Annotated in this window: 22 protein-coding genes; 13 read left to right on the top strand and 9 right to left on the bottom strand. The window is 68.2% G+C overall.

Annotated features, from left to right (window positions below; all coding sequences use genetic code 11):
• The first annotated feature begins 34 nt into the window (after positions 1 to 34).
• A complete protein-coding gene (locus OG558_RS41395) occupies positions 35 to 514 on the top strand; it encodes an Rrf2 family transcriptional regulator (protein ID WP_328519471.1) in 480 nt (159 codons plus the stop codon).
• Positions 515 to 583: 69 nt separating this feature from the next.
• Complete coding sequence (locus OG558_RS41390; RefSeq protein ID WP_329479520.1) at positions 584 to 982, top strand: VOC family protein; 399 nt, start codon at positions 584 to 586, stop codon at positions 980 to 982.
• Positions 983 to 1,008: 26 nt separating this feature from the next.
• On the opposite strand, the gene OG558_RS41385 is transcribed toward OG558_RS41390, so the two are convergent.
• Together OG558_RS41385 and OG558_RS41380 are read right to left on the bottom strand one after the other, a co-directional pair.
• Positions 1,009 to 1,900 (bottom strand): IS5 family transposase gene (locus tag OG558_RS41385; protein WP_405065019.1). Its coding sequence is split into 2 segments (ribosomal slippage): positions 1,009 to 1,546 and positions 1,545 to 1,900, totalling 894 coding nucleotides; the frame shifts between segments, so codons are not numbered across the junction.
• 46 nt (positions 1,901 to 1,946) lie between these two features.
• Positions 1,947 to 2,600, bottom strand: coding sequence for a peptidoglycan DD-metalloendopeptidase family protein (locus OG558_RS41380; RefSeq protein ID WP_405067916.1), 654 nt, complete (start codon positions 2,598 to 2,600; stop codon positions 1,947 to 1,949).
• Between the two features lie 291 nt (positions 2,601 to 2,891).
• Here OG558_RS41380 and rpsB point away from each other — a divergent pair, with 291 nt between their 5' ends.
• From rpsB to OG558_RS41350, 6 genes are all read left to right on the top strand, one after another.
• Positions 2,892 to 3,884, top strand: coding sequence for a 30S ribosomal protein S2 (gene rpsB, locus OG558_RS41375; RefSeq protein WP_405067915.1), 993 nt, complete (start codon positions 2,892 to 2,894; stop codon positions 3,882 to 3,884).
• Between the two features lie 110 nt (positions 3,885 to 3,994).
• Entirely contained in the window at positions 3,995 to 4,813 is an 819-nt protein-coding gene (tsf, locus tag OG558_RS41370) for a translation elongation factor Ts (RefSeq protein ID WP_405067914.1), read from the top strand.
• 44 nt (positions 4,814 to 4,857) lie between these two features.
• On the top strand, positions 4,858 to 5,619 hold the full coding sequence (pyrH, locus tag OG558_RS41365; RefSeq protein ID WP_329479512.1) for a UMP kinase: 762 nt from the start codon (positions 4,858 to 4,860) through the stop codon (positions 5,617 to 5,619).
• Between the two features lie 150 nt (positions 5,620 to 5,769).
• Positions 5,770 to 6,324 (top strand): ribosome recycling factor, encoded by a 555-nt coding sequence (frr, locus tag OG558_RS41360; RefSeq protein WP_329484939.1) that lies wholly within the window; start codon positions 5,770 to 5,772, stop codon positions 6,322 to 6,324.
• Positions 6,324 to 7,172 carry a phosphatidate cytidylyltransferase gene (locus tag OG558_RS41355; RefSeq protein WP_405067913.1) on the top strand — a complete coding sequence of 283 codons (849 nt, stop codon included), beginning with the start codon at positions 6,324 to 6,326 and terminating at the stop codon, positions 7,170 to 7,172. The genes frr and OG558_RS41355 overlap by 1 nt, the downstream gene beginning before the upstream one ends.
• Positions 7,169 to 7,753, top strand: coding sequence for a GNAT family protein (locus tag OG558_RS41350; RefSeq protein WP_329479508.1), 585 nt, complete (start codon positions 7,169 to 7,171; stop codon positions 7,751 to 7,753). The genes OG558_RS41355 and OG558_RS41350 overlap by 4 nt, the downstream gene beginning before the upstream one ends.
• Here OG558_RS41350 and OG558_RS41345 read toward each other — a convergent pair.
• Together OG558_RS41345 and OG558_RS41340 are read right to left on the bottom strand one after the other, a co-directional pair.
• Complete coding sequence (locus tag OG558_RS41345; protein WP_405067912.1) at positions 7,730 to 8,728, bottom strand: LLM class flavin-dependent oxidoreductase; 999 nt, start codon at positions 8,726 to 8,728, stop codon at positions 7,730 to 7,732. The two genes, OG558_RS41350 and OG558_RS41345, sit on opposite strands and share 24 nt — an antisense overlap.
• 31 nt (positions 8,729 to 8,759) lie before the next feature.
• The gene (locus tag OG558_RS41340; RefSeq protein ID WP_405067911.1) at positions 8,760 to 9,164 is read right to left on the bottom strand and encodes a MarR family winged helix-turn-helix transcriptional regulator; all 405 of its coding nucleotides are present in this window, start codon (positions 9,162 to 9,164) and stop codon (positions 8,760 to 8,762) included.
• 62 nt (positions 9,165 to 9,226) lie between these two features.
• Between OG558_RS41340 and OG558_RS41335 the strand changes: the two genes are divergently transcribed.
• From OG558_RS41335 to rlmN, 4 genes are all read left to right on the top strand, one after another.
• A complete protein-coding gene (locus OG558_RS41335; protein ID WP_405067910.1) occupies positions 9,227 to 10,135 on the top strand; it encodes an LLM class flavin-dependent oxidoreductase in 909 nt (302 codons plus the stop codon).
• Positions 10,136 to 10,246: 111 nt separating this feature from the next.
• Positions 10,247 to 10,378 carry a hypothetical protein gene (locus OG558_RS41330; protein ID WP_405067909.1) on the top strand — a complete coding sequence of 44 codons (132 nt, stop codon included), beginning with the start codon at positions 10,247 to 10,249 and terminating at the stop codon, positions 10,376 to 10,378.
• 34 nt (positions 10,379 to 10,412) lie between these two features.
• Positions 10,413 to 10,712 (top strand): SelT/SelW/SelH family protein, encoded by a 300-nt coding sequence (locus OG558_RS41325; protein ID WP_329479498.1) that lies wholly within the window; start codon positions 10,413 to 10,415, stop codon positions 10,710 to 10,712.
• Between the two features lie 77 nt (positions 10,713 to 10,789).
• Entirely contained in the window at positions 10,790 to 11,908 is a 1,119-nt protein-coding gene (gene rlmN / locus OG558_RS41320; RefSeq protein WP_328519484.1) for a 23S rRNA (adenine(2503)-C(2))-methyltransferase RlmN, read from the top strand.
• On the opposite strand, the gene OG558_RS41315 is transcribed toward rlmN, so the two are convergent.
• Positions 11,909 to 12,601, bottom strand: coding sequence for an alpha/beta fold hydrolase (locus tag OG558_RS41315; RefSeq protein WP_405067908.1), 693 nt, complete (start codon positions 12,599 to 12,601; stop codon positions 11,909 to 11,911). It lies immediately after the preceding gene.
• 31 nt (positions 12,602 to 12,632) lie between these two features.
• Positions 12,633 to 13,721 carry an LOG family protein gene (locus OG558_RS41310; RefSeq protein WP_405072283.1) on the bottom strand — a complete coding sequence of 363 codons (1,089 nt, stop codon included), beginning with the start codon at positions 13,719 to 13,721 and terminating at the stop codon, positions 12,633 to 12,635.
• Positions 13,722 to 13,782: 61 nt separating this feature from the next.
• On the opposite strand from OG558_RS41310, the gene OG558_RS41305 reads away from it, so the two are divergent.
• Complete coding sequence (locus tag OG558_RS41305; protein ID WP_405067907.1) at positions 13,783 to 15,072, top strand: aspartate aminotransferase family protein; 1,290 nt, start codon at positions 13,783 to 13,785, stop codon at positions 15,070 to 15,072.
• A 44-nt stretch (positions 15,073 to 15,116) separates the two neighbouring features.
• Here the strand turns inward: OG558_RS41305 and OG558_RS41300 are convergent, their stop codons facing one another.
• From OG558_RS41300 to OG558_RS41290, 3 genes are all read right to left on the bottom strand, one after another.
• The gene (locus tag OG558_RS41300; RefSeq protein WP_405067906.1) at positions 15,117 to 16,016 is read right to left on the bottom strand and encodes an amino acid ABC transporter permease; all 900 of its coding nucleotides are present in this window, start codon (positions 16,014 to 16,016) and stop codon (positions 15,117 to 15,119) included.
• The gene (locus tag OG558_RS41295; RefSeq protein WP_405067905.1) at positions 16,013 to 16,702 is read right to left on the bottom strand and encodes an amino acid ABC transporter permease; all 690 of its coding nucleotides are present in this window, start codon (positions 16,700 to 16,702) and stop codon (positions 16,013 to 16,015) included. Before OG558_RS41295 ends, OG558_RS41300 begins: the two co-directional genes overlap by 4 nt.
• Positions 16,703 to 16,782: 80 nt before the next feature.
• Entirely contained in the window at positions 16,783 to 17,616 is an 834-nt protein-coding gene (locus tag OG558_RS41290) for a glutamate ABC transporter substrate-binding protein (protein ID WP_405067904.1), read from the bottom strand.
• Between the last annotated feature and the right edge of the window lie 44 nt (positions 17,617 to 17,660).

Raw genomic sequence — 17,660 nt, 5'->3', positions numbered from 1 at the left:
CGCGGTGGCAGGGCGATGGGGCAGACTGCGGGACATGCGGGTTTCGGCGAAGTCTGACTATGCGTTGCGGGCGTTGATCGAGATCACTCAGCGATGGGTGGCGAACGATCCCTCGGTGGTGTCGGCCGAGGAACTCAGTCGCGCGCAGGGGATTCCGCACGGCTTCCTGCAGGGCATCCTCGCCGACCTGCGCCGCGCCGGCGTGCTGGTGAGTCAGCGCGGCCAGTCCGGCGGGTGGCGGCTGGCCGTCGATCCGAACGAGATCTCGGTCGCCGACGTGATGCGCGCGGTGGACGGACCGATCGTGAGCATCTCCGGGGTGCGGCCCGAGAGCGTCGCGTACAACGAGCGGGCCGTCGTCCTGCAGCGCGTCTGGATCGCCGCGCGGGCCAGCCTGCGCGACGTGCTCGAGCACACCACGCTCATCGACCTCGCCAAGAACAAGCTTCCGGCCGGCGTCGAACGCCGCTCCCGCGACGAGGACGCCTGGCAGGCTCGGGTCCCCGGCAGCTGAGGCTCGCGCTCCGGCCCGGCCATTGCTACAGTGACGACTTATATAAGTCGATACTACAGGAGGGGTTTGATGGCTGAGCAGATCTCCACGTTCCTGATGTTCGAGGGCAGGGCCGAGGAGGCGATGAACTTCTACGTGTCGCTCTTCGACGACGCAGAGGTCGTCTCGATCACTCGGCACGGCGCGGAAGGTCCGGGCCCCGAGGGGTCGGTGATGACCGCGGTGTTCACGCTCGCGGGGCAGCGGCTCATGTGCAGTGACAGCTTTGTGCAGCACCAGTTCACCTTCACTCCGTCGGTGTCGCTGTTCGTCGACTGTGCGGACGAGGCCGAGCTCGACCGGCTGTACGCCGCCCTGTCCGAGAAGGGCGGGGTGCTGATGCCGCTCGGGGAGTACGGCTTCAGCCGGAAGTTCGGATGGGTCAACGACCGCTTCGGGGTCTCATGGCAGGTCAATCTGCCCGCCTAGGTCTGGCCGGACTAGGGCGTGTCTCCTTATTGGCGTAGCCAGCTGACGATCGCGCAGAGAACGGCGCCTCCGCGGTAGGTGAGGGCGAGTTTGTCGTAGCGGGTGGCCAGGCCGCGCCATTGCTTGAGGGTGTTGAAGGATCGTTCGACCACGTTGCGGCCTTTGTAGATCTCGGCGTCGAAGCCGACCGGTCGGCCGCCGTGGCGGCCGCGTCGTTTGCGGTTGGTCTGCTGGTCGGCGGGTTCGGGGATGACCGCGACGACCCCGCGGGCCCGCAGCAGGGCGCGGTTCGCGCGCGACGAATAGGCCTTGTCGCCCAGGACCCGGTCGGGCCGGGTGCGGGCCCGACCCGGCCCGATCCGTGGCACCGCGATCGCGGCGAGCAGGTACGGAAACATCGGTGAGTCATGGCCCTGGCCCGGACCCACCAGGATCGCCAGCGGCCGGCCCCTGCCGTCGCTGGCGTGGTGGATCTTCGTGCTCAGGCCACCGCGCGAGCGCCCGATCGCGTGATCAGGCGGTTCACCGCGCGGATTCTTGTAGTTCGATCGTTCCCCCTGTGCCACCCAGAGCACGCGGCAGGTTCGTCGCGTGCTGATGCGCACGATTGATCGTCGAGTCCACCGACACGTTCCAATCGACCTCGCCGGCCGCGTCCGCCTCGGCCAGCAGCCGCGCATGGATCCGGTCCCAGGTGCCATCGGCGCTGAACCTGCGGTGCCGCTTCCAGACCGTCTGCCACGGCCCGAACGCCGCCGGCAAATCCCGCCACGCAACACCAGTCCGGAAACGGAACACGATGCCCTCGACCACCTGCCGATGATCACGAAACGGCCGCCCCCGCTGACCAACCGACGACGGCAGCAACGGCTCGATCCTCGCCCACTGGGCATCGCTCAACACAGCCAGACGCGACATCCCACCAGCATCACCGACCAACCAGCCACCATTTAGGAGACACGCCCTAGTGGCGCCTGATCAGCAGACCGCCGGCCAGCATCAGGGCTGCCGTCGCGCCGACGATGGCGGCGGCCGTCCGCTCCCCGGCTCGGGACGTGTCGTGCGGTGCGTCGGCACGCTCGGCACGCGGGCTTGGTTCAGGTGGCGGAGCTGCCGCCCGGGGTGGCGGATCTGGGCTGAGTGGAAGTAGGCGGACCGGGCGGTCGGGGACCAGGGTGAGCGGGTTGAGGTACTGCTTGCCCTGGATAAGGCCCCAGTGCAGACAGGTCGCGGGTCTGCAATGCGAGCCGGCGGCAGAGAGATGGCCGATCAGGGTGCCAGGGGTCACGGCGGCCCCCACCGCCAGCGCCGGGACGACCGGCTCATAGGTGGTACGGCGAGGGCCGGTCGAGACCGTGACCACGCCGCGTCCCGCGAGCGGACCGGCGTACGTGATGGTGCCGGTGGTCGCCGCGAGGACGGGTTGGCCCGGGGTGCCGGCCAGGTCGACGCCGCGATGGCCCGGGAGCCAGGGTTTGGCCGGGAGTTCGAAGCCGTGCACGACCTGTGGTCGTGGCTGGAGAGGCCACGCCGGTCGCACCGGCGGGGCCGCCGTGGCGGGTGGGGTGGTTCCGAGAGTCAGCGCGGCTGTGGTCAGGGTCAGGAGGATGAGCTTCATACCCTGGAACATGCCGTCGGGACGGGCGGTTGCGGACAGTGAGTTCGCGGCCTGTGGACAACCGGTGGCCGGTTCGCCTTCGGCGGGGCTGGTCCCGTACACTTCCGGTGGCGTCCCATGTGAGTGGGACGACTACGCATGCCCGCACAACAGCGCGTTTCCCTCGGTCCCGGGACCTCCCGGGTGGGTTCGTGCGACGGGCATCAGGAGCGGCGGGCCACCCGGTTCGGCGCGAGACAACCGAGAACAGCGCCCGCGCGAGCAGCCGGGCGCGACAGGAGGAACACCCTCATGGCCGTCGTGACCATGAAGCAGCTCCTTGAGAGCGGCGTGCACTTCGGGCACCAGACCCGGCGCTGGAACCCGAAGATGAAGCGCTACATCCTCACCGAGCGCAACGGCATCTACATCATCGACCTGCAGCAGTCGCTGTCGTACATCGACCGCGCCTACGAGTTCGTTCGTAGCACGGTCGCCTCCGGCGGCGCGATCCTGTTCGTCGGCACCAAGAAGCAGGCCCAGGAAGCCATCGCCGAGCAGGCGACCCGGGTCGGCATGCCGTACGTGAACCAGCGCTGGCTGGGTGGCATGCTCACCAACTTCCAGACCGTGAACAAGCGGCTCCAGCGGCTCAAGGAGCTGGAGCTGATCGACTTCGACGACGTCGCGGCCTCCGGTGTCACCAAGAAGGAGCTGCTGCAGAAGCGGCGCGAGCACGACAAGCTGCTGAAGACCCTCGGCGGTATCCGCGACATGGCCCGGGTTCCGGCCGCCGTGTGGATCGTGGACACCAAGAAGGAGCACCTCGCGGTCGACGAGGCGCGCAAGCTGAAGCTGCCGATCATCGGCATCCTGGACACCAACTGCGACCCGGACGAGGTCGACTTCCCGATCCCGGGCAACGACGACGCGATCCGTTCGGTCGGCCTGCTGACCCGCGTGGTTGCCGACGCCGTCGCCGACGGTCTGATGTCGCGTGGTGGCCAGGGCGCTGCCGCGGCCGGCGAGGAGCTGGGCGCCGAGGAGCCGCTGGCCGCCTGGGAGCGGGAGCTGCTGGAGAGCCAGAACGGCACCACCGAGGCCAAGGCCGCTGACGCCCCGGCCGCTGCCGAGGTCCCGGCTGCCGAGGCTCCGGCCGCTGAGGCTCCGGTTGCCGAGGCCCCCGCCGCGGACGCCCCGGCCACCGAGGTGCTGACCGAGCCGATCGCGACCGACGCCGTCGTGGTCGAGGGGACCGAGTCCGAGGCCAAGGCCGAGGAGACCCCGAAGGCCGACGAGGCCTGACAGCCACGGATGCCGCCCGGTCCGCCGGGCGGCACCCCGCTGCGCCGCATGGTCCGCAACCGGGCCTGCCCCGCTCATCCAGCCGCATCGACAAGACGAGAGAACGAGGAATGGCGAACTACACCGCCGCTGACGTGAAGAAGCTCCGCGACGCCACCGGCGCGGGCATGATGGACGCGAAGAAGGCGCTCGAGACCACCGACGGCGACTTCGAGAAGGCGATCGAGGAGCTGCGCATCCACGGCGCGGCCAAGGCCGCCAAGCGGGGCGCCGAGCGCTCCGCCACCAACGGTCTGGTGGCCGCGGCGGAGAACGCGCTGGTCCAGCTCAACTGCGAGACCGACTTCGTCGCCAAGAACGAGCAGTTCCAGCAGCTCGCCGCCGACATCGTCGCGCACGCCGCCGCCAGCAAGGTCGGCGACGTCGAGGGCCTGCTGAGCGAGAAGCTGTCCGACGGCAAGTCCGTCGCCGAGAACATCGAGGCCCTGGCCGCGGTCATCGGCGAGAAGCTCGAGCTCGGCAAGGTGGCCGTGTTCGACGGCCAGGTGACGGCGTACATGCACAAGCGTGCCGCCGACCTGCCGGCCCAGGTCGGCGTGCTGGTCGAGTTCGAGGGCGACAACGTCGAGGCCGCTCGCGGTGCTGCCATGCAGGCCGCTGCGATGCGCCCGCTCTACACCACCCGCGACGAGGTCCCGGCCGAGACGGTCGAGAACGAGAAGCGGATCGCCGAGGCGACCGCCCGCGAGGAGGGCAAGCCGGAGCAGGCCCTGCCGAAGATCGTCGAGGGCCGGGTGAACGGGTTCTTCAAGGACGTCGTGCTGCTCGAGCAGGCGTCGGTCCAGGAGAGCAAGAAGTCCGTGAAGGCCGTGCTCGACGAGGCCGGTGTGACCGTGAAGCGGTTCGCCCGCTTCGAGGTCGGCGCCTGATCGCAGGAAAAGCACAGTTCTTCATCGACGAGGAGGCCGGAATCGTGACGGAAACCCTGGGTACCGAGACGAGTCCGGCCTCTTCGCCGTTCGCGCCCGCCTACCATCGGGTGCTGCTGAAGCTCTCGGGTGAGGTGTTCGGCGGCGGCAAGCTCGGCGTCGACCCCGACGTGGTGAACTCGATCGCCAAGCAGATCGCCGAGGTGGCCCGGTCCGGTGTCCAGGTCGCCGTCGTGGTCGGTGGCGGCAACTTCTTCCGCGGCGCCGAGTTGCAGCAGCGCGGGATGGAGCGCAACCGGGCCGACTACATGGGCATGCTGGGCACGGTGATGAACTGCCTGGCGCTGCAGGACTTCCTGGAGAAGCTCGGGATCGAGACCCGGGTGCAGACCGCCATCACGATGGGCCAGGTCGCCGAGCCGTACATCCCGCGCAAGGCCGAGCGGCACCTGGAGAAGGGCCGCGTGGTGATCTTCGGCGCCGGCTCCGGCATGCCGTACTTCTCCACCGACACGGTCGCCGCCCAGCGTGCGCTGGAGATCGGCGCCGAGGCGCTGCTGATGGGCAAGCAGGGCGTGGACGGGGTGTACGACTCCGACCCGAAGAAGAACCCGGACGCGGTGAAGTTCGACCAGCTGTCGTACGACGACTTCCTGGCCCGCGGTCTGCGGGTGGCCGACGCGACCGCGATCAGCCTGGCCCGCGACAACGCGCTGCCGATCGTGATCTTCGGGCTCGAGGAGGGCAACATCGCCCGGGTCGTCCACGGCGAGAAGATCGGCACCGTCGTTTCCCCGGGCCAGTAGCCCCAGGTACGCCGTACGCGCCCGTACGACTAGGATCGTTCGACACGGGTGGATGTCCGTTATCTGGTAAACCTGCGTTCGTAGGGTTCCTGTGTTCGTTGGTTGGAGTGGCCGCGCCGAGGCGGCCCTGAGGAAGCGAGGAATGTCGTGATCGACCAAGCTCTCCGCGAAGCCGAGCAGAAGATGGCGAAGGCCGTGGAGGTCGCGAAGGACGACTTCGCCGCGATCCGCACCGGCCGGGCGCACCCGCAGATGTTCGCGGGCATCCTGGCCGACTACTACGGCACGCCGACGCCGCTGCAGCAGCTGGCCGGTTTCCAGGTGCCGGAGCCCCGGACCGTGCTGATCTCGCCGTACGACAAGGGTGCGATGACGGCGATCGAGAAGGCGATCCGCGACTCTGACCTGGGTGTGAACCCGGGCAACGACGGCGCGGTGATCCGGGTGGTGATGCCGCAGCTGACCGAGGAGCGGCGCAAGGAATACATCAAGGTCGCCAAGACCAAGGCCGAGGAGGCCAAGGTCTCGGTCCGCAACATCCGCCGGCACGCGATGGATCAGGTGCACAAGACCGTCAAGGACGGCGATGCGGGCGAGGACGAGGGCAAGAGTGCTGAGAAGCGCCTCGACGGGTTGACGAAGAAGTACGTCGACTCGATCGACGAGCTGCTCAAGCACAAGGAAGCCGAACTGCTCGAGGTGTGATGGGCGTCGAGAGCACGCCCGCGCCGAGTCCCAGCCCGAGCCGCGCCGGGCGGAACCTGCCTGCGGCGATCGCCGTGGGTGTCGGCCTCGGCGCGCTGATCCTCGGATCGCTGTTCTGGCAGAAGGTGCTGTTCACCGTCCTCGTGCTGGCGGTCGTACTGATCGCCGTCGACGAGATGATCAAGGCGCTGCGGACCGGCGGGGCGATCATCCCGCGGGTCCCGCTCTTCGTCGGTACGACGGCGATGCTGCTGTCGGCGTACTTCGGCGGACCGATGGCGCTGCTGGTCGCGCTCGCGCTGACCGTGCTCGGGACGATCTTCTGGCGGGTGCCGGGCGGGACGATCGGGTTCGTGCGGGACGCGAGCGCTGGGGTCTTCCTGATCGGCTACGTGCCGCTGCTGGCCGGGTTCGCGATCCTGCTGGTCCAGCCGGAGGTGGACGGCCCCGAGCGGGTGGTCACGTTCTTCCTGGTCGTGGTCGCCAGTGACGTCGGCGGTTACGCGGCCGGTGTTCTGTTCGGCAAGCACCCGATGGCGCCGACGATCAGCCCGAAGAAGTCCTGGGAGGGCTTCGCGGGCTCGGTGCTCGCCTGCATCGGGGCCGGTATCGCCTCGGTCGTCTGGCTGCTCGACGGGGACTGGTGGGCCGGTGCGATCGTTGGTGCGGTCGCGGTGCTGACTGCCACGGTCGGCGACCTCGCCGAGTCGATGATCAAGCGCGACCTGGGCATCAAGGACATGTCGAACCTGCTGCCCGGGCACGGCGGCGTGATGGACCGGCTGGACTCGTTGCTGGCGACGGCGCCCGCGGTCTGGCTGGTGCTGCATCTCCTGGTGAAGCCATGACGGTCGCACCGGACGGACGGTCCCTGGTGGGCGGCGTCGTACGACTGGACCGGCTGCGGGACAGCGACATCGAGGAGCTGTACGCCGCGATCGGCAACGAAGAGGTGTACGCCGGGGGATTCGGCGGCGGTCGTGGGCCGGAGAGCGCGGAGGCGATGCGGGCCGCGTGGATCCCGGCTGCGGCGAAGCGGTTCGCCTACGCGGTCCGGTTGGTTGCCGACGGCACGGTTGTCGGTACGTCGAGCCTCGGGGACGTCGACCTGGTCAACGAGAGCATCCACCTCGGCTGGACCGGCTACGCGCCGGCGGTCTGGGGTACGGCGGTCAATCCGGCGACGAAGCTGCTGTTACTCCAGCATGCCTTCGAGGACTGCGGATTCGGCCGGGTGAAGATCCAGACCGGCTCGAAGAACACCAGGTCTCAGGCAGCGATCGCGAAGCTCGGTGCGACGCGTGAGGGCGTGCTGCGCCGGCACAAGAGACTGGCCGACGGCTCGTTCCGCGACACTGTCGTGTTCTCGATCCTGGCCGATGAGTGGCCTGAGGTCCGCAAGGGCCTAGAGGCGCGCATCAACCGGTAGCGCCAGCTCCGCGAGGGCGGCGTACGACGCCAGCAAGTCAGCCCGGTCGTAGGTGTTGGTCGTGATCAACACTTCGTCGACGGCGGTACGGCGTACTAGACCGCCGAGTGCTGCGTCGACCTCGTCAGGCGTGCCGTAGATCTGGCCACGGAGACCGCTCTCGAAGAACTCTTGCTCGCGAGCGGTCATCTCGGGTGGCACGTCCGGCTGCAAAGGCGGGAACACGCCACGGGTGCGTGAGTACGCGCTGGCCCATGCCTCGGGCAACAGGATCTGCCGGGCAGCTTCTGTGGTGTCCGCGACCGCGGCGGTGACAGCGAGGATCACGTAGGGTTCCAACGTCCAGGCCGATGGTTGGAAGCTCGTGCGGTACTGGTCGAGGGTCTCGAGCACCTGAGACTCGGAGCGAGCGGCGAGGACCACCGGCAGGCCCAGAGATGCTGCGATCGCAGCGCCTTCGCCGACCGCCAGGATGAACGGTGGGATGTGCAGACCTTCGCCGGGGCGGGCGTGGACCTGGTTCTGCTGGGTGCCGGCGAGATACGCCAGCAGCTCGCGGACCTGGGCGGCGAAGTCTTCGGTCGCATCCTTCTCGACGCCCAGGGCACGACGGATGCCGTTCGTGAAGCCGACTGATCGGCCGAGGCCCATGTCGATGCGGCCCGGGTACAGCGACTCCAGCACTCCGAACTGCTCGGCCACCACGAGCGGCCGGTGGTTCGGCAGCATCACACCGCCGGTGCCGACGCGGATGCGACTAGTACGGGCGGCTACTGCCGCAGCCAGCACTGTGGGAGCGGAGCCGGCCACTCCGGGCACACTGTGGTGCTCTGACACCCAGAAACGCTTGTACCCAAGCTCTTCGACCTGCTGAGCCAGCTCGACGGTCGCACGCAGTGTCTCGGCTTCCGTCTCACCTACTCGCGTCCGCGAGCGGTCCAGCACGGACAGGGGAACGCCGGAGAGTGCAGCCATGATGCAGAGTCCAACGGGCGCGGCAGAACCGTCATTCCCCCAGCAGGGCCTGAAGATCCGAGCGGAAGCGTTCCCCGTCGCCCAGGGGAGCGAGGAACTCGCGCTCGACCTCGAGCCGGATCCGTTCGGCCGTGGCGTAGGTGGATTCGCCCAGCTCGGTCAGCGCGACGACGTTGCGGCGCCGGTCCTCGGGGCTCCGCCGGCGCTCTACGAATCCTCGGTCCTCCAGGCCGTCGATGAGGTCGCCGATCGAGGTCCGGTCGACGCGGAGCCTGGATGCGACCTCGAGCTGTGACAGCGGCTCGCCGGACGCGACTGCGGACAGCACGGCCAGATCGCGGCCGTTCAGTCCGTGCGGGGCCAGCGCCTTGGTCTGCGCCTCGGTCAGCCGCGCCAGGACGTGTTTGAGCAGATACCCCAGCCGGTCCGACACCATATGAGCAAATCTACCGGCAACCTGATCGTCAGGAGAGCTGATCATCAGTTATCCTGACGATTATGGAACTGTCTTTCGGTCTGAAGACCACCCCGATGCATGTCCCGTACGCCGACATCCAGCGCGTTTGGCTGGAGGCCGACGAGGTTCCGCAGCTCCGTGACGCCTGGCTCTGGGACCACTTCCTGCCGCTGGTCGGCCCCAAGGACGGCGACGTGCTCGAAGGCTGGACGCTGCTCACCGCGCTGGCCGCACAGACGACCCGGCTCCGGCTCGGGCTGCTCGTCACCAGCAACCGCATCCGCCCGCCGGCGGTGCTCGGCAAGGTCGCCAGCACGCTGGACGTGATCTCTGGTGGGCGGCTGATCATGGGTCTGGGTGCCGGCGGTACGCATCAGCCGGCCGGTACGGGCGGCATCCCGGGCCCGAACCCGGCCGTTGCGGAGTACGCGGCGTACGGCCTGACGCTCGTACCGCCGGGGGAGGGCGTGGATCGGCTGCGCGAGACGATCGAGATCCTGCGCGGGATGTGGACGCAGGACGTCTTCGACTTCCACGGCAGGTACTACACGCTCGAGGAGAACCGGAACGAGCCGAAGCCGATCCAGCGACCGGGTCCGCCGCTGCTGATCGGCGGCTGGGGCAACCGGATGATGAGGCTGATCGCGGAGTACGCCGACATCTGGAACATCGCCGGCCCGCCGCACAACGACTTCGACGTCCTGACCGATCGCGTACGGCGGCTGGACGCGGAGTGCGCGCGGATCGGCCGCGACCCGGGCACGATCAGCCGGTCACTGCAGCAGATCGTCTCGTACGACGATCCGGCGTCGACCCGGGCGATCGTGCACCGCGCCGTCGGACTGGGGTTCGATCACATCGTGCTGTCGCTGCCGAGGCCGTATCCGGAGCGGGCGGTGCGCTGGCTGGTCCGGGAGATCATCGAGCCCGTGGAGGAAGCTGCCGCCTGACCTTTCGAGCTGGGTGGAAAGGGTTGGAGAATATTCGTCGCCAACATCGTTGCCCCGGCCAACAACCACTCGCCGGGCTACCCGAACTACACGATCTACCACTACTTCACCGTGATCGGGTACGACTCCGGTGACACGACCGTGCTGATCGCCGACCCGGCCGGCTTCGCCCCGACAGCGACGTACTGGCTCACCTTCAACCAGCTCGCCACCCTGATCCCGCCGAAGGACTACTCGGCCTGAAGGCGCCCCTCGTCACGGCGATACCGTTGTCGCCGTGACGAGGGAACCGCGGTTGGAGATCGAGTACTGCACGCAGTGCCGGTGGTTGTTGCGGGCGGCCTGGACCGCGCAGGAGTTGCTGACCACCTTCCCGAAGGAGCTCGGGGAGGTCGCGCTGATTCCGGGCACCGGTGGCGTCTTCGAGGTGCGGCTGGACGGGGAGACGTTGTGGTCGCGCAAGGCGGAGGGTGGATTCGCCGAGATCCCCACGCTGAAGCAGTTGGTGCGTGACCGGATCGCGCCGGACCGCAAGCTCGGTCACTCGGATCGCAAGGAGCCGGCCGCCGAGAGCTGACCGGGTCTGTGATTCTGGGCACGTGGGGGATGTGAATTTGTGAATGTGGTCGGCGGCAAGGGACAATCGGGGATGTTATGACTACCTCCCTTCCTCTTGTCTTCGATGAGCCGCGCCGTGCCAAGAAGCCGCCGCGGCATCTGGCCGACCTCACCGGGGAGGAGCGGCGTACGGCGGTCGCCGCGCTGGGGGAGCCCGCATTCCGGGCCAAGCAGCTGTCGAACCACTACTTCTCCCGGCTGGTGTCCGACCCGGCCGAGATGACCGACCTGCCGGCCGCGACCCGCGACAAACTGGTCGCGGAGCTGATGCCGCCGCTGCTGACCCGGGTGCGCGACCTGGAGTGCGACAACGGGGAGACCCGCAAGACGCTGTGGAAGCTGCTCGACGGCTCGCTGGTCGAGTCCGTCCTGATGCGGTATCCGGGTCGCACCACCATGTGCGTGTCCTCGCAGGCCGGGTGCGGGATGGCGTGCCCGTTCTGTGCGACCGGCCAGGCCGGACTGACGCGCAACATGACCACCGCCGAGATCGTCGAGCAGGTCGTCGACGGTGCGCGGGCGCTGTCCCGCGGTGAGATCGCCGGCGGGCCGGGACGGGTCAACAACATCGTGTTCATGGGCATGGGCGAGCCGATGGCCAACTACAAGGCCGTGATCGGCGCGGTGCGGCGGTTCACCGACCCGTCGCCGGAGGGCCTCGGGATCTCGGCGCGTGGTGTGACCGTGTCGACGGTCGGGCTGGTGCCGCGGATCAACCAGCTCGCGACCGAGGGGATCCCGGTCACGCTCGCACTGTCGCTGCACGCGCCGGACGACGAGCTGCGGGACGAGCTCGTGCCGATCAACAACCGCTGGAAGGTCGACGAGGTCCTCGACGCCGCCTGGGCGTACGCGCGGCAGACCAAGCGCCGGGTGTCGATCGAGTACGCGATGATCCGCGACATCAACGACCACGCCTGGCGGGCCGACCTGCTGGCGGAGAAGCTACGGGCCCGCGGCGACTGGGGCTGGGTGCACGTCAACCTGATCCCGCTCAACCCGACCCCCGGTTCCAAGTGGACCGCCTCCGACCCGGCCGACGAGCGCGAGTTCGTCCGCCGCCTCGAGGCCGGCGGCATCCCCACCACCGTCCGCGACACGCGCGGCCAGGAGATCGACGGCGCCTGCGGCCAGCTCGCCGCCGCCAACAAGTGATCAGCAGCCGCTGAGGATCTTCGCCAGGGCGGTTGGTTGGGAGAACATCGGCCAGTGGCCGGTGGGGAGCTCGACCAGGTCCCAGGTCGGGGACTCGAGGTGATTGGCCACGTCGGATGACGCGGTGGCGCCGTCCAGCAGGCACTTGATGTAGGTCGTCGGGAGCTCGGTGATCGGGCGGGTGACGACAGCTGGCTCGGTGATTGCGCGGCCGGGGTGTGGGGTGCTGCGGGAGACGATCAGGGCGATGGTCTCGTCGGAGAGGTCCTGGTCGGCGTAGTCCTCGGCGGTGAGTGGCGGCCAGAAACCGCCGGACGCGGTCAGCTGCTCCTGAACCCAGGCGCGGCCTTCGTCGGACCAGCCGTCGACGAACGACTTCCCATCCGTCGGGATGTTCGAGTCGACGTACACCACCCGCCGCAGCCGATCACCGATCCGCCCGGCCGCCTGACCGACCGGGATCCCCGAGTAGCTGTGGCCCGCGAGTACGACGTCCTGCAGGTCGTTGTCCTCGATGACCGCCACGATGTCGTCGATATGTTGCTGCTGACCGGCGTCCGGACCACGCCGCTCGGCGACCCCGCTCAGCGTCACCGGGTAGACCCCATGCCCGTCCGCACGCAGGGCCGCGGCCACCTCGTCCCACGCCCACCCACCGAGCCACGCCCCAGGCACCAACACGAAGTTCATCATGCCGGGGACCGTAAACCACGCCACCGACAGTTCAGCCGACGAGGGCAGCGGCCTCGTCGATGGTGTCGACCAGCTGGATGGAGCGGGCCATCGGGCGGTCGGAAGCGAGGGTCTGCAGGAGAGGCCAGACGGGTAGCTTCACGGTCCAGTGGTCGATGCCGACGAGGATGAGCGGGATCTGGGTCGCCGGGTCGCCGTAGTAGTTGGGGGTGACGGCCTGGAAGACCTCCTGCACGGTGCCGGCCGCGCCAGGCAGGTAGATGATGCCGCCACGTGCCCGGCTGAGCAGGACGTCCTCACGCTGCGCGTTGGAGAAGTACTTCGCGATGGCCGACGCGAACACGTTCGGCGGCTCGTGGCCGTAGAACCACGTCGGGACGGACACACCACCGTCCCCCGGGAACTCACGCCGTACGTCGAGACCCGCGGCGGCCCACGCGGCCACAGAGGGTTTGAACGACGGTACGCGCGCTAGTGCGGCAAGTGCACGGTCGATGGCGGCGTCGTCGTATTCCGAGAGTGACGCACCGAGGTTGGCGGCCTCCATTGCACCGGGGCCGCCGCCGGTGACCACCATGCGCTTGCGGCGAGCGAGCGTACGACCGAGGAGCACAGCGGCTCGGTAGCTGTCGTCGCTCCGGAGTACGCCGTGGCCGCCCATCACACCCACCCAGGGCTCGTTGCCGGGCAGATCGTCGAGAGCATCGCCGATGGCGTGGTCGTGGAGGGCCGCGGCGAGGGTCCGGCTGGTGTCGCCCTTCTCGTCGTGCTGCCTGGACCACGCGTAGATCCGGGCGTCCGGTGTGGCGTCGTACCCGTGCTCGAGGCCGGCGTACAGCTCCTCGGCGTCGTACAGCGTGCCGCGGTAGGCGTCGAAGGGGAGGGACGGGATCGCCGGGAAGACGAGTCCGCCGCCGTCGCGAATCCAGCTGTCCGCCTTCTCCTCCAGCAGGCAGCCGAGGAACAGGGCGCCCATCGGGCGCAGGCCGAGCAACTCCGCCGTCCGTCCGGTCAGATCGACCGACTGCACCCGCCACCCGTCCATCGAGGTGGCCCCGGCAGCGACGATCCGGTCGAAATGCTCCAGGGACTCGATGTCCACATGCGGAATGCTCGGCATTGTCACGGAGAGCACCCTAACCGCGATAGACGTGCACTATGAGTTGAGGTAAAGGTTGGACATGACACATGCGGAGCTCTGGGAGCGTCACAAGGCCGTCATGCCGGACTGGCTCGCGTTGTACTACGAGGAGCCGATCGAGATCGTGGAGGGAACGGGTCGCCGGGTCACCGACGGTGAGGGCGCCACCTACCTCGACTTCTTCGCCGGCATCCTGACCAACGCGATCGGCTACGACATCGCGGAGATCTCCGACGCGGTGCGCGAGCAGCTCGGCAGCGGGATCGCGCACACCTCGACGGTGTACCTGATCCGCAAGCAGATCGAGCTGGCCGAGCAGATCGCCGAGTTGTCCGGCATCCCGAACGCCAAGGTCTTCTTCGCCAACTCCGGCACCGAGGCGAACGAGACGGCGCTGCTGCTCGCCACCCAGAACCGCCGCTCCAACCAGGTGCTGGCGATGCGGAACTCCTATCACGGCCGCGCCTTCGGGACCGTCGCGATCACCGGCAACCGCGGCTGGTCCGCGAGCAGCCTGTCCCCGGTGAACGTGCAGTACGTGCAGGGCGCGTACCGGTACCGCAGCCCGTTCCGCGACCTGCCCGACGCGGACTACATCAAGGTCTGCGTCGACGACCTGCGCAACGTCATCGAGACCACCACCGCCGGCGACGTCGCCTGTCTGATCACGGAGCCGATCCAGGGCGTCGGCGGGTTCTCGTCACCCCCGGACGGCTTGTACGGCGCCTTCAAGGAGGTGCTCGACGAGTTCGGGATCCTCTTCATCTCCGACGAGGTGCAGACCGGGTGGGGGCGGACCGGTGAGCACTTCTGGGGGATCCAGGCGCACGACGTCGTACCGGACGCGATGACGTTCGCGAAGGGGCTCGGCAACGGGTTCGCGATCGGCGGCGTGGTCGCCCGGCCCGACCTGATGGACAGCATCAAGGCGAACTCGCTGTCCACCTTCGGCGGCAACCCGATCTCGACCAGCGCGGCGAAGGCGACCATCGACTACCTGCTCGACCACGACCTGCAGGCGAACGCGGCCAAGCGCGGCGCCCAGCTGGCCGACGGACTGCGCGGCATCTCCGAGGAGTTCCCCGAGCTCGGCGACGTCCGCGGCAAGGGCCTGATGCTGGCCGCCGAGATCGTGAAGCCGGACGACAACAGCCCCGACGCCGCCACGACCGCCAAACTCCAGCAGGAGACCAAGAACCGCGGCCTCCTCGTCGGCAAGGGCGGCCTCTACGGCAACGTCCTGCGGATGGCGCCGCCGATGACCCTGACCGAGGAAGAAACCGCCGAGGCACTGGAGATCATCCGAGACTCCTTCAACACCCTGCGCTGACCACAGAAGAGCCCCTCCGTGCGAGGGGCTCTTCTCTTCGTCGGTCAGATCGGCGGGATGGCGCCGGCGGCCGCGGCGGCGACGGCGGTCTGGTCGATCTGGTCGGGGGCGATGGGTCCCCCGGCGGAGCGGCCGCGGCGGCGCGTCAGGCCTTCGACCCACTGGGCGAGCCGGCCGAGCAGGTAGTTCAGGATCACGAAGATCGCGCCGACGACGATCAATGCCGGAAGCAGGTTCGACTTGTAGTTGCCGATCTGCTCCGCCTTCCGGAGCAGTTCCTCGTACGTGATGATGTAGCCGAGCGCGGTGTCCTTGAGGATGACCACCAGTTGGCCGACGATGGCGGGCAGCATCGCGGTGATTGCCTGCGGCAACAGGATCAGGCGCATCGTCTGTCCGCTGGTCAGGCCGATCGCCTTGGCCGCCTCTTCCTGCCCCTTCGGCAGGGAGTAGACGCCGGAGCGGACGAGTTCGGCGACCACCGCGCCGTTGTACAGCGTAAGGCCGGTGACGACCGCGGCCAGGGCGAGCCGATCCGGCGGGACCACCTCGTAGTTGGCGTACAGGGCGTAGGTGAACAGCATCATCAGCAGCACCGGCACCGAGCGGAAGAACTCGACGATCACGCTGCACGGCCACCGGATCCAGGCCGCGAGCGACAGCCTTCCGATGCCCAGCAGCGTCCCGAAGACCAGCGCCAGGACGACCGAGATGGCGGCCGCGGTCAGCGTGCCGATCAGGCCGGGGATCAGGTACTGGGTCCAGATCTCGCCGGTCAGGAACGGCTTCCACTTCGCCGCGGTGAGCTGCCCCTTCTCGTTGAACTTGGCGAGGACGAACCACAACACCAGGACCAGCACGACGATGCTGCCCACGCCGACGGCGGCGTACAGGCGCTTGGCCCGCGGGCCGGGCGCGTCGAACAGAACGCTGCTGTTGCTCATCGCTTCACCGCCAGGCGCTTCGACATCGAGGTGAACAGCACGCCGACCGGCAGCGTCAGGATGACGAAGCCGACCGCGAAGATGCCGAACACCACGAAGATCACGTCCGGCCGGTTCTCCATCATCACCTTCATCACCGCGGAGGCCTCGGTGACACCGATGACGGAGGCAACCGTCGAGTTCTTGGTTAGGGCGATCAGCACGTTGCCCAGTGGGGCGATCGCACCGCGGAACGCCTGCGGGAGTACGACGTACCGCAGCGTCTTCAGGAACGGCAGGCCGATCGCTCGCGCCGCTTCGGCCTGGCCCAGCGGCACGGTGTTGACACCGCTGCGGATCGCCTCGGCCACGAACGACGCGTGGTAGACCGACAGGCCGAGGACGGCGAGCCGGAAGTTGTTGTCGGTGATGAAGGTGTCCGAATCCTTGTTCGCCAGCGAGACGCCGAGCTGCAGGAACAGCCCGAGGTTGCAGAACACGATGACCAGGGTCAGCGGTGTGTTCCGGACGATGTTCACGTAGGCGGAGCCGATCACCTGCAGCACCCGGACGGGGGAGACCCGCATCACCGCCACCCCGGTGCCGATCAGCAGCGCGAAGAACGCCGACAGCAGCGTGAGGTAGATGGTCGTCCGGAAGGCTTGCAGACCGTCGTACTCGACGAAGAACTCCGAAATCACGTCCATGTTTCTCCAGCTGGGAACGAGGTGGAGATCAGCACGCCGGGGAGAGACCGCGCGAGCGGCCTCTCCCCGGCGATGTCAGATCAGGCGCAGGCGTCGAAAGTCTTCGGCGGGTTGGTCGCCGGGTCGAGCTTCAGCCCGGACGGACCCAGGTTCTTGTCGAAGGCCTTCTGCCACTCGCCGGAGTCCACCATCTTCTTCAGCGCGTCGTTGACCTTGGTGCAGGTCTCGGTGTCGCCCTTCTTCAGGCCGACGCCGTACCGCTCGGTCGAGAACGTCTTGCCGACCACCTTGAACTTGCCTTTGTTCGCCTCCTGCGAGGCGTAGCCGGCCAGGATGGTGTTGTCGGTGGTCACCGCGTCGATCGCGCCGGCGCCGAGGGCCTCCACGCACTTGGAGTAGGTGTCGTACTCCTGCAGCTGCACGGTGCTGGCGAACTTGTCCTTGACCTTCTGCGCCGACGTGGAGCCGGTCACCGAGCACAGCTTCTTGCCGTTCAGCGTCTCCGGACCGGTGATGTCGGTGTTGTCGGCCTTGACCAGCAGGTCCTGGCCGGCGGTCAAGTACGGGCCGGCGAAGGAGACCTTCTCCTTGCGGGCGTCGGTGATCGAGTAGGAGGCGAAGATCATCTTGACCTGCCCGTTGGCCAGCAGCGTCTCGCGCTGGGCCGACGGGGACTCCTTGAACGTGATGTCCTCGTTGTAGCCGAGCTCCTTGGCGACGTACTTCGCGACGTCGACGTCCATGCCGGTGTAGTTCGCGCCTTCCTTCAGGCCGATACCGGGCTGGTCGAACTTGATGCCGATGGTGACCTTCTCACCACCGCTGGAGCCCGAGCTGTTGCTCGAGTCGTCGCCGCAAGCGACCAGTCCGGTCGCAGCCAGGCCCGCGATGCCGAGGGCAGCGATGATTCGCATTGTCTTTTCCTCCGTTGTTCGGTACTGCTTGGGAACGGCGCGAG

The sequence above is a fragment of the Kribbella sp. NBC_01510 genome, assembly GCF_045040325.1.
Taxonomy (GTDB): Bacteria; Actinomycetota; Actinomycetes; order Propionibacteriales; family Kribbellaceae; genus Kribbella.
This window is presented reverse-complemented; position numbering and strand designations above follow the sequence as displayed.

Coding starts and splice junctions, on each gene's coding strand:
- OG558_RS41395 (WP_328519471.1), top strand. CDS start 35: ATGCGGGTTTCGGCGAAGTCTGACTATGCGTTGCGGGCGTTGATCGAG.
- OG558_RS41390 (WP_329479520.1), top strand. CDS start 584: ATGGCTGAGCAGATCTCCACGTTCCTGATGTTCGAGGGCAGGGCCGAG.
- OG558_RS41380 (WP_405067916.1), bottom strand. CDS start 2,600: ATGAAGCTCATCCTCCTGACCCTGACCACAGCCGCGCTGACTCTCGGA.
- rpsB (WP_405067915.1), top strand. CDS start 2,892: ATGGCCGTCGTGACCATGAAGCAGCTCCTTGAGAGCGGCGTGCACTTC.
- tsf (WP_405067914.1), top strand. CDS start 3,995: ATGGCGAACTACACCGCCGCTGACGTGAAGAAGCTCCGCGACGCCACC.
- OG558_RS41355 (WP_405067913.1), top strand. CDS start 6,324: ATGGGCGTCGAGAGCACGCCCGCGCCGAGTCCCAGCCCGAGCCGCGCC.
- OG558_RS41350 (WP_329479508.1), top strand. CDS start 7,169: ATGACGGTCGCACCGGACGGACGGTCCCTGGTGGGCGGCGTCGTACGA.
- OG558_RS41345 (WP_405067912.1), bottom strand. CDS start 8,728: ATGGCTGCACTCTCCGGCGTTCCCCTGTCCGTGCTGGACCGCTCGCGG.
- OG558_RS41340 (WP_405067911.1), bottom strand. CDS start 9,164: ATGGTGTCGGACCGGCTGGGGTATCTGCTCAAACACGTCCTGGCGCGG.
- OG558_RS41335 (WP_405067910.1), top strand. CDS start 9,227: ATGGAACTGTCTTTCGGTCTGAAGACCACCCCGATGCATGTCCCGTAC.
- rlmN (WP_328519484.1), top strand. CDS start 10,790: ATGACTACCTCCCTTCCTCTTGTCTTCGATGAGCCGCGCCGTGCCAAG.
- OG558_RS41315 (WP_405067908.1), bottom strand. CDS start 12,601: ATGATGAACTTCGTGTTGGTGCCTGGGGCGTGGCTCGGTGGGTGGGCG.
- OG558_RS41310 (WP_405072283.1), bottom strand. CDS start 13,721: ATGCCGAGCATTCCGCATGTGGACATCGAGTCCCTGGAGCATTTCGAC.
- OG558_RS41305 (WP_405067907.1), top strand. CDS start 13,783: ATGACACATGCGGAGCTCTGGGAGCGTCACAAGGCCGTCATGCCGGAC.
- OG558_RS41300 (WP_405067906.1), bottom strand. CDS start 16,016: ATGAGCAACAGCAGCGTTCTGTTCGACGCGCCCGGCCCGCGGGCCAAG.
- OG558_RS41295 (WP_405067905.1), bottom strand. CDS start 16,702: ATGGACGTGATTTCGGAGTTCTTCGTCGAGTACGACGGTCTGCAAGCC.
- OG558_RS41290 (WP_405067904.1), bottom strand. CDS start 17,616: ATGCGAATCATCGCTGCCCTCGGCATCGCGGGCCTGGCTGCGACCGGA.